We start from the raw sequence: 13,113 nt of genomic DNA on the forward strand, positions 1-13,113 counted from the left end.
CATGACGTCAGAGCTGATCCATGCTGAGGGCCAGGTAATTGCTGCAGTCGACAGTTCGATCTACGCAGCCAGCATTGCCGAACACGCCGCTTGGGCGGCATCCCGGCTTGGGGCAAGACTAAGCTTCCTACACTGCATTGAGCGCATAGCCACGTCGATGCCGATGGATTTGAGCGGCAACCTGGTGCTGGGCAGTCAGGAGCAACTATTGACCAGCATGGCAGAACTCGATGAGAAGCAAGGCAAACTGGCGCAGCAGCGTGGCCGCCTTCTGCTGGACCAGGTGGTAGAACGCGCGCGCGCTCAGCACAGCGTGCATCCGCATACCCTGCTTCGCCATGGCGACCTGCTCGAGTCACTGCTGGAACTGGAGCAGCAAAGCCGCTTGTTGGTGCTGGGCAAGCGGGGCGAGCACGCCGATTTCGGCAAGGGCCATCTGGGCAGCAAACTGGAGCGGGTGATTCGCGCCGTGCATCGGCCGGTGCTGGTCGCCTCCCGCGCCTTCCGCCCGATTCGACGCTTCATGATTGCCTTCGACGGCAGCCCCACCACACGCCGCTGCATCGACATGGTTGCGGCTAGTCCCTTGCTCAAAGGGCTGGATTGTCTTCTCCTCACAGCGGGTGATGCCGCGTCCGATGACGCCCTCCGCTGGGCCGAGCAACAACTGGCATCGGCCGGCCTCGCAGCCAGTACGATCAAGGTGGACGGCGCAGCCGATACTGCCATTCCCGAGCACGTGTCCAAGCGAGAGGTGGATCTGCTGGTGATGGGCGCTTACGGCCACTCACGCATTCGAAACCTGATCGTCGGCAGCACCACGACCCAGGTGTTGCGCGACTGTCTGATTCCGGTGCTGCTGCTGCGCTGATCGAAAGCTGCCCAATATGCTGCAGCGCAAGATGCGCTAGTCGGGGATCGGCGTAAGGTGGGTTGGCCGCTCCCTCTCGCTTCGTTGGCTACTGCACGCTTGCCTGGCCACACCGTCCCGCCGCCCCCTTGGGCCCGAAGCCGGTGCGTCACCCGTTCGCCGGGCGCTGTCTCACACACCGTCTGCCATCGACCCGGCCCGCTGCGGCGACTACGCACATAAAGGGGAATCTCATGTTCAAGACCAAGCACTATCTGTGTCCGGCCCTGGCCGCCGGCCTGCTGATGATGGCATCCGGCGGCGCTGTGGCCAGTGACGCCGAGGATGTGATCGCCACCGCCTATGCCCAGTGGGCGGCGGAGAACCAGAACAAGCCCTCAGCTGAGGCCTGGACGACCATTGCCGATGATTACACCGAGTTCAATCCGGTCGTTCCGGCCCTGGTCAAGGGCAAGGCGCAGGCGGCCAAGTTCTATGAGGCCAGCCGCAGCAGTGGCGACGTCGGGCTGGTCTCGGAGATGATCAATCCACATGTTCAGGTGTATGGCGATGTCGCCATCCTCAGCTACAACTACGCCGGGATCACCAAGAACGCCGAGGGCAAGCAGCAACCCAACCTGGCCAAATCGACCCGCATTTACCACAAGCGCGACGGCAAGTGGATGCTGGTGCATGCCAACTTTGCTGCGGTCGTGGTGCCGCAGAACTGAGGCCGATTGCTCGGTTGAGGCCGCCCCTTCGACTGGCGCAGGGGCGTCGAAGCGACCGCCGAACCACCCACCTCGCACTCGCTGAGCCTGTCGAAGCGAGCCTCGACAGCGCGTTGCGCAGGCCGGCCATGGAGCCCTCGGAGCCATCTTGGCCACGTGCTTCGCCCAGTTGCCCTCGGCGGACCGAGAGAGCTCCCATTGGCTCAAGCGTATGGATAACTCCCTACCTGAACCGACAACAACCCAATAACGGCGTGAACGAAATGTTTACGCCGATTTTTCGGCACTCGGCTATACCTAGCGCCCCGTTCCACAACGTATGAGTGCCCTCTGTGCGTAACACCCTGTTTATCGCCGCTTTTGCCCTCAGCCTCACCGCCCTGCCGGGACTGGCGGCTGCTCAGCCGCTGGCGCCGCAGGTCCAGCAGCTGCGCGACCAGTTCCGTCATCAAAGCCTGGATGACGCACTGGAAGCTGCGGAGGAAACCACCGAGGCACTGCCTGATGACGCCATGGCCTGGTTGTGGGCCGGTCGCGTGTACGGGCGGCAGGCCCAGGAGGCCAATATCCTGACCAAGGCCAAGTGGGCCGGTCGCTGCCGCGACGCCTTCGAAAAAGCCGTCGAGCTACAGCCCGGATTGGTCGAGGCGCGTTTCGATCTGATGCAGTACTACCTGTTGGCCCCCGGCATCATGGGCGGCGGGCGCGACAAGGCCGAGGCGCAGGCCAAGGCCATTGCTGAACTGGATGCGGCCGAGGGCAAGGTGGCCGCCGCCAATCTCGCCCTGCAGGACGACAGCGACAGCACGGCTGAATCGCTGTATCGCGAAGCCTTGCGCGCCAATCCGGCCAGTATCCGCGCCCTGTTCGGTTTCAATGCCTTCCTGCAGAACCGCAAGCGCTTCGACGATGTGCGCACGCTGTGGGTCGATGCCTTGGACCACGAGAAGACCCTCGCCCTGGGCCGCTACCAGCTCGGCCGACTGGCCGCCATCACCGGCGATCACATCGAGCAGGGCCTTGCCTATCTCGATGCCTTTATTGCCGCTGGCGAGGAGCCCGAACAACTCAGCCTGGCCGCCGCACAATGGCGTCGCGGGCAACTGCTGGATAAGCTCGGCCGTCGCGACGAGGCGATCGCCGCGTTTGAGCTGGCAATGAACGATCGCGATGTTGGAGAGATGGCGAAGGCCGACCTCAAGCGCGTCAAACAGGGCTAAGCGGCGGCGAAGTCGTGCAAGCTCGAACCTGGTTGCACGCCAGCGCGCTGTTGCTCAGTGCGCCGGCCCATGCTCACGGGCCGACGATTGAGGCCGTGTATCTCCTCGCTGCCGTCTACTTGCTGCCCTACCTCATCGGCTGGGTGATCAGCGGCCGCGGGACACGCTGGCGCTTCCTGGTCTGTTGCTGCGCCATCTTGGCACTGGGTTGGCTGACCAGCTGGGTCGGAACGTCGACCGGGACGTTCTTCAGCCTGGCCGCCGTCGCTTACTTTCTGCCCTGGCTCTTGCTGCCGCTGTCGGTCTACTTGCGCCGGCGACAGCGGCGTGCAACCGAGCTTGAATGAGATGCCGGCGCTGCAACACGCTATCCTGCGCCATCGCCCGCTCTCCATCAAACGCCTGTGAACCCGCTGAAAATCCTCGCCCTGGCGGTCCTGTCCCTGGTGGTCGCCGCGGTACTGTCGATCGCCATCTACACTGAGTATTTCGGCCCGCCCACGGACACTTCCGAATGGCATCGATTGCCGAGCCGGGCGCAGAGCGAGGTCGAACGCATTGTTCCGCCGCTGAACGGCGAGAAGTTCCTCTACTACTACTCGCTCGGAGCGATCAGCTTTGAGGAAGATGGCAATCTGGTAACCGACCAACGTGTGGTGAGCTATGCCACCTACGAGGGCGAACCGTTTCAATTCGAATCGCGCTACGAAGATATCCGCGATATCAGCGTGCAGCAGGGCCAGCATTTTCTCGACGACACCGTGATCACGCTGCATCACGAAGATCCGGATCTCGATTTCGAGCTGTGGTTTTCAGTCAAGCGCGGACTGGATCGGAAAATTGCCAACTACATTCGGCAGCGCATCAGCCAGCCCGAGACCGAGCCAGTCGAGGCCGCTCAGCAGGCGATCAATCAGCCTGTTGAGCAGGAGTGATAGCGGCGGACAAGCGTGTTGGCTGCGCACGCGGCCGGCTCTGCCGCCCTGCCCGCCACCATTCGAACAGCAAGACGCCCATCACCAGCAGTATCGGCAGCCCCAACCAGCCCGAGCTTTGCCAGCTGTCGGGAAACTGCTTGGCCTGGCCGAGAAACAATGAGGTGGTTGCGATCCACATCGCATAGCCCATCCGCCACAAGTGACGGCGAATGCGCTGCGTCGGCGCCAATTCGCGGCCTAGCAACAGACGCACATCGCCGATCGCTGCCAGCCCGGCGACCAGCGAAAACATGATCAAGGCCTGATAGGGGATGCCGTCAATCGCGCCGCCAGGCGCATCGGCGGCGACCCGACTCAACAAAGCAGCGGCCGTGGCCACACTGGATACCCAGAGCAGCAGTCCGACGCGCCAACCATGGGCGGCGATGCGCGGCGAACGCACGGTCATGATCCCGCTCAGCACCAGGTAGCCGGTCAGCGAAGCGGCAATGATATTGCCCGGATTGGGGCGCAAATAGGTGGCGATCAGCAGCGCGCTGGCGGTCATCAGCAGCATGGCCAAGCCGAATACCCTGCCGCTGCGCCGGTGCAGAACGCCGCCCTTGCGCGCCATCAGCGCCAGTGCGCCGGCCAGAATGGCCAGCAGGCCGCCGACAATATGCAGATACAACATGGGCAGACTCCGCCTGGATTCGCGCTCATCCTGCGGACCCAGGTCGGTTGCCTCCAGTGGCATGCGATGAACCACGGTAATTCGGACTTGAATGACGACCAGGGGCGATCAGTGGCACTGCAGGCACTGCTGGAAACAGTGCCCCACGCGCAGCCAAGGCTCGCGCTTGGTTACCATCGGCTGCCATGAAGGCCGTCGACATCCACCACCACCCACCGCGAACGCGGCAACGCCTGTTTCGGGTGCTCAGCGTCGGTCTGCTATGGGGCTTGCTGATCAGCCCGACGTTCGAGGGAGTACGGCTGTATGAAGTAATGGCGCGCACCCTGGTGGTGGCCCTGACAGCCTGGGCTGCATTCGAGATCGCCGGACGGTTTCCGCCGCGCCTGCCGCGCTGGTTTGCCCGCTGGGCCTGGCAGATTCTGGCCCTGGCGCTGGCCATTCCGCCAGCCGTGATCGCAGTGTACCTGCTGGTGTCGCAGCAGGATGCCTTGCCCTTGTGGCAAAACCGGCCACGGCTGTTCGGCATGGCAACCATCAGTTTCACCGGCCTGCTGTTTGGCCCATGGTTGGGCATCACCGCCTTGATGCGGCAGATTCGCGGCGAAGCCGAACAACTCGCCCTTAGCCTTCAGTTGCAACAAAGCGAACACCAACGACAGACACTGGATTCGCGCCTGCGCCTCTTGCATGCCCAGGTGCAACCGCATTTTCTGTTCAACACCCTGGCCAATGTGCGCGAACTGGTCGAGTCCGGCGCGCCGCAGGCTGGCCCGGTCCTGGCCAGTTTGATCAGCTATCTGCGCGCCGCCGTGCCGCAGCTGCAACAGCCGACCAGCACGCTCAAACAAGAGATCGACCTGGTGCGCGCCTATCTTGAGGTGATGCAGATGCGCATTCCCGATCGCCTGCGCTACCGCATCGAGATGCCGGCCGCGGCGGCCCATCTGCCATGCCTGCCGGTCTCGATTCTCACCCTGGTGGAGAACGCCGTGCGGCATGGCATCGATCCGAGCGAAACCGGCGGTGAAGTGCAGGTACGAGTCAGTCATGATGCGGCTCGCTGCCGCGTTGAGGTCACCGACGATGGCGTCGGCCTGCCCGCCGGCACTATGACCGATGGCCTGGGCAGCGGGCTGGAAAACCTGCGCCAACGCCTCGCCTTGAACTTTGCCGAGGCAGCACAGCTGCGCGTCGAGCCCTTGCTTCCGCACGGCACCCGAGCTGAAATCGAATTCCCCGCCAGCCCGGATACCCCATGAGCGTGCGCGCCCTGATCGCCGATGACGAACCGCTGCTGCGCGGCGGTCTGGCGCGCATGCTGGCGCAGGCCTGGCCGGACTTGCAGATCATTGCCGAAGCGCGCAACGGTCGCGAAGCTGTGGCGGCATTCGAGCAACTGCGACCCGAGGTCTGCTTTCTCGATGTACAGATGCCGGGCATCAATGGCATCGAGGCGGCGCGACAGATAGGCCAACGCGCGCATCTGGTATTCGTCACCGCGTTCAGCGAATACGCGGTACAGGCTTTCGACCGCGGCGCCCTGGATTATCTGGTCAAACCAGTTGAGCTGGCCCGTCTGCAGGACACCGTGGCCCGCCTGCGCGACCGACTTCAGCACAGCACGCCGATCCTCGATCGCACTGCCCTGCTGGATGAGCTGGAGGCCCGCCTGCGACCCGGTTACAGCCGTCCGTATCTGCGCTGGCTTAACGCCTCGTTAGGAGGAACGGTGCAAGTGATTGATTGCCAACGTATCGACTATCTGCGCTCGGACGAAAAGTACACTCGTGTGGTCTGGCGTCGAGCCGACGGCGGTATCGAGCAATCCCTGGTGCGCATGGCATTGAAGGAATTGCTGGCCCAGCTCGACCCGGATGTGTTTGTACAGGTGCACCGATCGGCGGCGGTGAATCGACATGCGATCGATCGCATCGAGCGCCATGACAACGAAACCGCCACCGTGCATCTGCGCGCCAGCGATGAAACGCTGCCAATGAGCCGCAGCTTTATCGGCCAGTTTCGCCAGATGTAAGCCATTTTGGCCCGGTTACTTCATGCGGTCGCGCCGAAAGACACCGCCAGCCCCGGCAAATCAACGTTTTCGAACAATTCTCGTTGGATCACAACGTGTTCGCTGTCTTTCGTCGCTGGCACGGCCCTCATGCGGCCGCTGCGCGGCTACGGCTGCTGCGCGGCTATGCGGGCATTCGCCCCGAGGTCCTTTGCACCAATTGCTGCGTTGTTCGGCTGCTGTCGCAGCTACGCGGGACTGCGTCCCGATCTCGTCCAAGTGAGCCTTGCACCCGGCGCAAAGTCCTCGGTGATCATCCGCGCCCCCTCATGAAATAGCCGGGTTAAGCATGACCTTCTTGCGGCGATGAACAAGTGGTCGATAATGGTCGGCATTGCGGATCAGCCGGAGGCACGCCATGCTGAGTAGAACGGCCAGCTGCAGCTGCGGCAAGCTGCAGGCCGTGGCGAATGGTCATCCAGTGCGCATTTCGATTTGCCATTGCCTGGATTGTCAGCGCCGCAGCGGCGGCGTATTCGCCATTCAGGCGCGCTTTCTGCCCGAACAGGTGCAGATCTCGGGTGAAGGACGCGAATATGCGCGCAAGGGCGGCTCGGGCACCACCATCCGTTTCACCTTCTGTCCGGACTGCGGCGCCACGCTGTACTACCAGATCGAGGGAGAAGAGCGCATCGCCATTCCGGTGGGCGCCTTTGCCGATCCCAACTTTCCATCACCGACGGTTTCGGTGTACGAAGAGCGCAAGCATGCCTGGGTAGAATTGCCGGCCGGCATCGAGCGCTTCGAATGAGCCCACGCTTGCGATGATCATTCGTCCGGCCAGCGCAGCTGACTTTCCGGCCGTGCTGGCCTTGAATCAGGCGTCGGTGCAGTTTCTCAGTCCGCTGGATGCTGCGCGACTGGGTCGCCTGCACGCCGAGGCCTGCCTGCATCTGCTGGTGGAACTCGAAGACCGGATCGGCGCTTTCCTGCTGGCGTTTCGCGAGGGGGCCAACTATGACAGCCCCAACTACCGCTGGTTTCAGACTCGCTACCCACATTTTCTGTATGTGGACCGGGTGGTGGTGGACGCCACGGCCCGCGGGCAGGGCCTGGGCAAACGGCTTTACCAGCGCGTGTTCGACACGGCGCGCGCCCTCGGTACAGCCTGCGTCGCCTGCGAGTTCGACCTCGATCCGCCAAATCCGATCTCAGCGGCCTTTCACGCCCACTTCGGCTTTCGCGAAGTGGGCCGGCAGGCGGTGATGGACGGCAAGAAGCAGGTGTCGCTGCAAGTGGCTTGCCTCAGCGGCCGTGGGCAGGCGCGCTCACCTTGAGTCGCAGTGCCAACCTCTGCAGCATTCGTCCTGCTCGTTCGACCGATGCCGATGCGATCAGCCGCCTCTCGCTCAGCTTCAGCGACGAATTCATCGTCGATTCGGTCGCTGCCCAGGGCTTTCTCGACAGCCTGTCGGCGCATGCATTCCGGCAACGACTCGCGTTGCCAGACTACGCCTACCGGGTCGCCGAGCAGGACGGCCTACTGCTCGGCTATCTCGCCATGCTGCGCGGCAGCCACCTGTTCCAGCTGTTCGTCGATCGCGCCCATCACCGCCGCGGCGTCGCCAAGGCACTCTGGCACCACGCCCTCCGCGACTACGAGACCGATACGATGACGGTGAACGCGTCGCTGAATGCGGTGCCCGTCTATCGTCAATTCGGCTTTGTGGCCGAGGGGCCGCTGACGGTGAAACAAGGAGTTCGCTACGTGCCGATGTGTCGGATCAGGTCAGACTTGCCAGCCCTGGCACCGTCGGTGAACCTGCCCGTGTAGGCTGGCGGCCCAACCTTTCTCTTCTGGATCTGCCATGCGCCTGTTCCTGTGGATATCGGTGCTGCTGATCATCGCAACCGGCATCGCGCACTCCTGGCTGGGCGCGCGCTACCCACTAGATCTTGCTGGTGATTTCCGCCCAAGCGTCAACGGGCTAGCCAAAGGCATGAATCGTATGGGCCGCGGATACAGTTTTGACGTGATTAGGGCAAGGATGCTGTACGACCCCAAGGCGCGCAAAGCCGGCGCTGTCGAAGTGATCGAGCGCGTGCCGGATACCGATTCGGGCATGATGAAGGTGGACGCTTCTTTGCTGATGTAACGGTACAAAGCAGCCAGCTGGTCCTCCGCTTCGGGTGCGAAAACAACCCGAATGCTCACCGGAGCTTGCTGCGCTCTTCAGCCAAACGGGCTCTCACCGCATCCGGTGTTACCCCTCGTCCTGGGTCGGCTTGAAGTGCATCGAATGCTGGCCCCACTTGGCCATGAAGCCAGGCCTCCACAGCCCTGTCGCGGGCCAACAATGCGCGCAAGCCGTCGCGAATCACCTCGCTCTCACTAGCGTACTCGCCCGCGCGAACCTTTGCCTTGACGACATCGGCCATCTCATTGGGCAACGTAATACTGAGTTGTTGAGTTGTGCGCATGGCGCTTGCCTCTTCCGGTAGGATTAAATCCTATTCCCGGCAAAATCATGTAGCAAGGCGCCGATCGCTCGACCTTCGGCAGTCGACCCGTTGCGGACGGTCGCCTATCACCTTGCAATGACTCTGAAAACGGTCGTTCGAGTTGGCCAGAGGCATCGATGCTTCAACTCCAAACCGGCTTGCTACTCAAGATTGGGGTCGAGATCATAAAGCGGGCTTGGCCTTGGCAAGTAGCCCACCATCTCGACCACCGCAATTCATCGACCAAGCAGCCGACGACTCCGCACCTGGGCGGCGTGCAAATCAGGTACCGGCCTTGGCAACCCGCGACGCGACTAGATCGATGGCACCCTTGATCCGATCATTTCTAGAGTCGGCATCCATCATGCGGATGCGCACACCATCACCCACCCGCTCTATCTCCTGTACTCGCAGAATGTCGCCGTACAGCTCCAGCTCCGGCAACAGGATCGGCGTCACTGCCATCCGTCGACCATCGTGCGACACGCTGACAATAGCGAAATCGTATTTGCTCTTTGGAAACTGGCCAAATCGAAGCGCTAGCAATATTTCGTCTTGCAAAGGGAGAAGCACCATGGGAATCGGATAGCCGCCCACTTCGGCGAGCGAAATCTCAAGTTTCGACGTGCCTTTAATCTGGCTGAGGACATCACTTTGCACCCACAGCAGCCCATCGTTAGCCACCAGTTTCGACTTCGCCAGCCGACCAAGCATTGAGTCATCCTGCGCAACCAGTTGCGTGAGTTGGGGCGGCTCGATCTGGGGCAGCGGAACAACTCGATCTGTGTGCACCACCGGGTCCAACCACTGATTGGGCGCGGCAGCGAGGGCCGCGCGCTGGAAATTTCTGATCTCCTGAGTGGAATGACAGGACCATGCCCCGGCCGACCGGGTTTTGCGGCTTTGTACACCGTTGGTGATCAACTCAGACACGACTGCCCCGGTTGGGCGATGGATCACAAATTGTCGCTTAAACCAATTGTAGTTCGCAGCCCAAACCTGCTCTTCTTCGTACTCGGCCCTGAATTCGTATTCGCTGATCGGCGTTTCGCTGGTCACGGTCGCAATGCACGCAGTCGTCGGCAATCCGAGCATTCGCAGGCTAGGGGAAGAGGAGTAATCCTCGAACTCCTGGCACTCGGGATCTCCGCGCTTGCCAATGTAGAAGCGGCGGAATTGGTCGGTCTTAACCAAGGTCCCTCGCGTTCGCAGACTGCGTGAAAACTGCGCACGGGGGACCTCGAAGAACTCAAACTTGCGCTCGATCAACTCCTCAATGACATCGCGATGCGCCAGATCGCCTCGGCGGGGATCGACCAGTAAGTAGCCTTTGACCTCGGTCACGGCGCCAAGGCTCAGTCTCCCGTGGCTTTCGCAATACTTCTTCGGCCCCGCCTCCCACAGTGCATAGGAATCGCGATCCTCGTCGCCCCCGCACCCTCCGAGCGCGGCCGCGGCGAATAGCACCATCACAGACCTGATCAGCCAGCCATTGCCGACGTGACGGCAAGTGGCATCGACCGCCAATACGGCCACTGCGGACGGCGACTGCAATGAATCGGGAGAACAGCGGCCCGGCAGGGTCAAAGGAAGAGTAAACCGGCGTGGCATCAGGGCGGCAGTGTCGGCGGAAAAAATGGAAGAGGCCGAACTGGCGTCGGCGTTGACACGGAACCTAGCGCTACGTGTAGCAGTTGAGCAAGAGGGTTGGAGATTCCCACGACAACACGATGGCCGAATCAATCACTTGGCGGTTCAAGACCGAAGTGATCGAACCACCGAGCTGGCCGAACCTGGTGGCGGCATTGGACTTCATCCGCTGAATTCGCCGCCGTCTCGACTTGCCGCGGAGCCTCAACGTCCGCTTCGGGGGCAGAAAGTGGGCATCTGGTCGGCCGACCGCTCCTGGCCGGACAGTGCCCATGAGACGCGAAACGCTCACCGCGACGTCGTGGCGGCCGGCGCGACCGGCGCTGACCGACCCAAAGCGGAAGCGCCGCATCGGCCAGCACTAGGCAAGAGCGGACGTTCACCGCGCCATTGGACTCGATGCGTCAAGCGGGTTCCGCACCGCGCTAGCCCCCCGATTGAGAACATGGGTGTAGATCTGCGTGGTGCTCACATCGGAATGCCCGAGCAGTTCTTGAACCGTGCGGATGTCGTACCCGCTTTCCAACAAATGGGTGGCGAAGCTGTGACGAAAGGTATGGCAGGTGGCCGGCTTGATAATCCCAGACTGGAACACCGCCTGTTTCACCGCGCGCTGCACGGATGACTCGCTCCAATGGTGACGAAACACTTTGCTGCCCCGCGGGTCTACCGAGCGCTTCCGGGCTGGAAACAAGTACTGCCAACCGGGCTCCCGGGACGCTGAGCGGTACTTGCGAGCCAAGACATCAGGCAGCCATACCTCGCCAAAACCGCAGTCGAGATCTTCCTGGTGGAGGCGGAAGCTCACGTCACGCTGAGCCGCCAGAGCATCGGCCAGACCGCGCGGGATCATGGTCCGGCGTTCCTTGCTCCCCTTACCGCCGCGCACAATCAGTTCGCAGCGAATCAGGTCAACGTCACGATTTCGAATGCGGAGCCCTTCCAACAACCGCAGGCCAGAACCGTACAGCAACGACGCCACGAGGCGATCAACGCCCTTCATTCTGGACAGCACCGACAGCACTTCCTCGCGGCTCAGGACCTCGGGCAACCGGGCGGGTCGCTTGGCCCGCTTGATTCCCTCCATCCAAGGCAGCTGCTGACCCAGCACCTCTCGAAACAGGAACAAGAGGGCCGCCAGGGCCTGATTTTGGGTCGCCGCCGCAACTCGATCGCGACTCGCCAGTGCGGTCAGGAAGGCTTCCACCTCACCCTTGCCCAGTCGAATTGGATGTCGGCCAGGGAATGCCCGGAGAAAGCGCACGATCCATCCCGTGTACGCCGTCTCGGTTCTCTTGGATAATCCCAGCCGGCGCAGGCGCCCCTGGACGGCAAGCATCAAATCAATCTGCCGAACACCGGATGCCCGTCGTTCGCTAACAGTGAAGTGGCTGAACTCTGCGCGGTCAGGAACGGTCGAGCCAAAATGGTTGGTGAGCTGTTTGGCCATGATGACTGCCGAAATTATGGGTTCGGCGCTCACGTTAGATGGCAAGCTGGCCCAGCAACATCGGACTTTGCCGTTGAAACTTGTAGGATTTTTTCTATGCGTCCATCGATACTGCCGCCGTTATCCAACCGATTAGATTTCGCGTTGAAATCTAATCTGCAATCGAATTGTAGTTAGGCTGGGGTTCACTGCTTCACTCGGTGAGTAGCTACAAGTCTGCAGATCCGCGCAAGATGTTTGTCTCGTCTCGGCGTTGCCCGCCACCCAATTTTGCCTTGCCATGCCTGTTTGGTCCTCGAATGGTGGCGGCCCCGAATCCCGCGCTCCGAGTCCGGGGTACCACTGCTGCCCCATTCCGGATATGCTCCGCCCGTGGGTCGCAACGGCACCATCTGGGTTCCCGGTCATTCTTTCAGTCCGCACAGATTGGCGCCTTCGGCCTAACTACGCGTTAGAGCAGACCATTGGGAGAAGTCACGGTGTTTCCTGAAATGACAGTAGCCAATGGCTGCTCAACGCAGCGTTAGGCAACAGGGGCTCAGTACCGAGGCATGAGGTTCAAGGTTCGCTCCAGGGTTCTTGTATTCGTCGAGTTGCGGCGTCACTCGTCCTCCCGAGATCGGAGCCGGCGAGCAAATCTGGGGCGTGACATCGCGCTTTGTCAGGCTCCCGCAGTCTGGCCGCGCAGCTTCGCTCCGCTGCCCCGGCCTGTCGCTGCGTCCCGCTTCGCGGCACGCCCGATCGCTCCGCCCTTCCTGTGCCCCACGCTTCTCTTCCGGCAGGTTACACTTGCGGCCAACTCCGCTGCCGTAGACCCCGGGACCCGGAGTCGCGGGTTGGTCGACTCGCTCCGCTACTCGTTGGCGGGTCGTCCTGTTCCCTAACTACGTATTTGAGCTGACCGCGGGGAGAGGTCGTGATGTTTCCTGAAGTGTTATCGTGCCGCGGCACCTCAATACGGCGTTAGAAGCCAATGGGAACCCTTGAGGATGTTCTTAAGAGCATTGGTGACGCCTGCGAGTTCTCTAGCATCGACACGCTCGGGCCTAATACAAGAGGCGCCTTTTCCGTGCGCCCGTTGCATG

General features: G+C 61.9%; 15 protein-coding genes. 11 read left to right on the forward strand and 4 right to left on the reverse strand.

The genetic code is table 11. From position 1 onward, the window contains the following. The first annotated feature begins 1 nt into the window (after position 1). The 5 genes from IFO71_RS11775 to IFO71_RS11795 all read left to right on the forward strand — a co-directional run bounded on the left by IFO71_RS11775 (position 2) and on the right by IFO71_RS11795 (position 3,736). Positions 2-871 (forward strand): universal stress protein, encoded by an 870-nt coding sequence (locus IFO71_RS11775; RefSeq protein ID WP_192029836.1) that lies wholly within the window; start codon positions 2-4, stop codon positions 869-871. A 233-nt stretch (positions 872-1,104) separates the two neighbouring features. Next, a complete protein-coding gene (locus IFO71_RS11780) occupies positions 1,105-1,581 on the forward strand; it encodes a DUF4440 domain-containing protein (protein WP_192029837.1) in 477 nt (158 codons plus the stop codon). Positions 1,582-1,913: 332 nt separating this feature from the next. Then, positions 1,914-2,801: a tetratricopeptide repeat protein gene (locus tag IFO71_RS22495; RefSeq protein ID WP_192029838.1), complete on the forward strand. Its 888-nt coding sequence runs from the start codon at positions 1,914-1,916 to the stop codon at positions 2,799-2,801. A 14-nt stretch (positions 2,802-2,815) separates the two neighbouring features. After that, positions 2,816-3,148 carry a hypothetical protein gene (locus tag IFO71_RS11790; protein WP_192029839.1) on the forward strand — a complete coding sequence of 111 codons (333 nt, stop codon included), beginning with the start codon at positions 2,816-2,818 and terminating at the stop codon, positions 3,146-3,148. Between the two features lie 57 nt (positions 3,149-3,205). Beyond that, a complete protein-coding gene (locus IFO71_RS11795) occupies positions 3,206-3,736 on the forward strand; it encodes a hypothetical protein (protein WP_192029840.1) in 531 nt (176 codons plus the stop codon). Here the strand turns inward: IFO71_RS11795 and IFO71_RS11800 are convergent. After that, on the reverse strand, positions 3,711-4,475 hold the full coding sequence (locus tag IFO71_RS11800; RefSeq protein WP_192029841.1) for a DUF2306 domain-containing protein: 765 nt from the start codon (positions 4,473-4,475) through the stop codon (positions 3,711-3,713). The genes IFO71_RS11795 and IFO71_RS11800 overlap by 26 nt on opposite strands. A 122-nt stretch (positions 4,476-4,597) precedes the next feature. On the opposite strand from IFO71_RS11800, the gene IFO71_RS11805 reads away from it, so the two are divergent. From IFO71_RS11805 to IFO71_RS11830, 6 genes are all read left to right on the forward strand, one after another. After that, complete coding sequence (locus tag IFO71_RS11805) at positions 4,598-5,674, forward strand: sensor histidine kinase (protein ID WP_192029842.1); 1,077 nt, start codon at positions 4,598-4,600, stop codon at positions 5,672-5,674. Continuing rightward, positions 5,671-6,447 (forward strand): LytR/AlgR family response regulator transcription factor, encoded by a 777-nt coding sequence (locus IFO71_RS11810; protein WP_192029843.1) that lies wholly within the window; start codon positions 5,671-5,673, stop codon positions 6,445-6,447. The genes IFO71_RS11805 and IFO71_RS11810 overlap by 4 nt, the downstream gene beginning before the upstream one ends. A gap of 397 nt (positions 6,448-6,844) precedes the next feature. Then, on the forward strand, positions 6,845-7,237 hold the full coding sequence (locus IFO71_RS11815) for a GFA family protein (protein ID WP_192029844.1): 393 nt from the start codon (positions 6,845-6,847) through the stop codon (positions 7,235-7,237). 13 nt (positions 7,238-7,250) lie between these two features. Next, a complete protein-coding gene (locus IFO71_RS11820) occupies positions 7,251-7,763 on the forward strand; it encodes a GNAT family N-acetyltransferase (RefSeq protein WP_192029845.1) in 513 nt (170 codons plus the stop codon). Then, the gene (locus IFO71_RS11825) at positions 7,760-8,260 is read left to right on the forward strand and encodes a GNAT family N-acetyltransferase (RefSeq protein WP_192029846.1); all 501 of its coding nucleotides are present in this window, start codon (positions 7,760-7,762) and stop codon (positions 8,258-8,260) included. Before IFO71_RS11820 ends, IFO71_RS11825 begins: the two co-directional genes overlap by 4 nt. Before the next feature lie 34 nt (positions 8,261-8,294). After that, on the forward strand, positions 8,295-8,582 hold the full coding sequence (locus tag IFO71_RS11830; protein WP_192029851.1) for a hypothetical protein: 288 nt from the start codon (positions 8,295-8,297) through the stop codon (positions 8,580-8,582). Between the two features lie 55 nt (positions 8,583-8,637). On the opposite strand, the gene IFO71_RS11835 is transcribed toward IFO71_RS11830, so the two are convergent. The 3 genes from IFO71_RS11835 to IFO71_RS11845 form a co-directional block, all read right to left on the reverse strand. Next, a complete protein-coding gene (locus IFO71_RS11835) occupies positions 8,638-8,907 on the reverse strand; it encodes a ribbon-helix-helix domain-containing protein (protein ID WP_192029847.1) in 270 nt (89 codons plus the stop codon). A gap of 303 nt (positions 8,908-9,210) precedes the next feature. Beyond that, on the reverse strand, positions 9,211-10,539 hold the full coding sequence (locus IFO71_RS11840; protein ID WP_192029848.1) for a hypothetical protein: 1,329 nt from the start codon (positions 10,537-10,539) through the stop codon (positions 9,211-9,213). 418 nt (positions 10,540-10,957) lie between these two features. After that, positions 10,958-11,917 carry an integron integrase gene (locus IFO71_RS11845; protein ID WP_225444585.1) on the reverse strand — a complete coding sequence of 320 codons (960 nt, stop codon included), beginning with the start codon at positions 11,915-11,917 and terminating at the stop codon, positions 10,958-10,960. Between the last annotated feature and the right edge of the window lie 1,196 nt (positions 11,918-13,113).

Source organism: Pseudomarimonas arenosa (assembly GCF_014841215.1).
In the GTDB taxonomy this organism is placed as follows: domain Bacteria; phylum Pseudomonadota; class Gammaproteobacteria; order Xanthomonadales; family Xanthomonadaceae; genus Pseudomarimonas; species Pseudomarimonas arenosa.

Excerpts from the sequence above, each read along its gene's own strand:
- IFO71_RS11775 (WP_192029836.1), top strand. The coding sequence starts at position 2 with ATGACGTCAGAGCTGATCCATGCTGAGGGCCAGGTAATTGCTGCAGTC.
- IFO71_RS11780 (WP_192029837.1), top strand. The coding sequence starts at position 1,105 with ATGTTCAAGACCAAGCACTATCTGTGTCCGGCCCTGGCCGCCGGCCTG.
- IFO71_RS11800 (WP_192029841.1), bottom strand. The coding sequence starts at position 4,475 with ATGCCACTGGAGGCAACCGACCTGGGTCCGCAGGATGAGCGCGAATCC.
- IFO71_RS11805 (WP_192029842.1), top strand. The coding sequence starts at position 4,598 with ATGAAGGCCGTCGACATCCACCACCACCCACCGCGAACGCGGCAACGC.
- IFO71_RS11810 (WP_192029843.1), top strand. The coding sequence starts at position 5,671 with ATGAGCGTGCGCGCCCTGATCGCCGATGACGAACCGCTGCTGCGCGGC.
- IFO71_RS11815 (WP_192029844.1), top strand. The coding sequence starts at position 6,845 with ATGCTGAGTAGAACGGCCAGCTGCAGCTGCGGCAAGCTGCAGGCCGTG.
- IFO71_RS11820 (WP_192029845.1), top strand. The coding sequence starts at position 7,251 with ATGATCATTCGTCCGGCCAGCGCAGCTGACTTTCCGGCCGTGCTGGCC.
- IFO71_RS11830 (WP_192029851.1), top strand. The coding sequence starts at position 8,295 with ATGCGCCTGTTCCTGTGGATATCGGTGCTGCTGATCATCGCAACCGGC.
- IFO71_RS11835 (WP_192029847.1), bottom strand. The coding sequence starts at position 8,907 with ATGCGCACAACTCAACAACTCAGTATTACGTTGCCCAATGAGATGGCC.
- IFO71_RS11840 (WP_192029848.1), bottom strand. The coding sequence starts at position 10,539 with ATGCCACGCCGGTTTACTCTTCCTTTGACCCTGCCGGGCCGCTGTTCT.
- IFO71_RS11845 (WP_225444585.1), bottom strand. The coding sequence starts at position 11,917 with ATGCTTGCCGTCCAGGGGCGCCTGCGCCGGCTGGGATTATCCAAGAGA.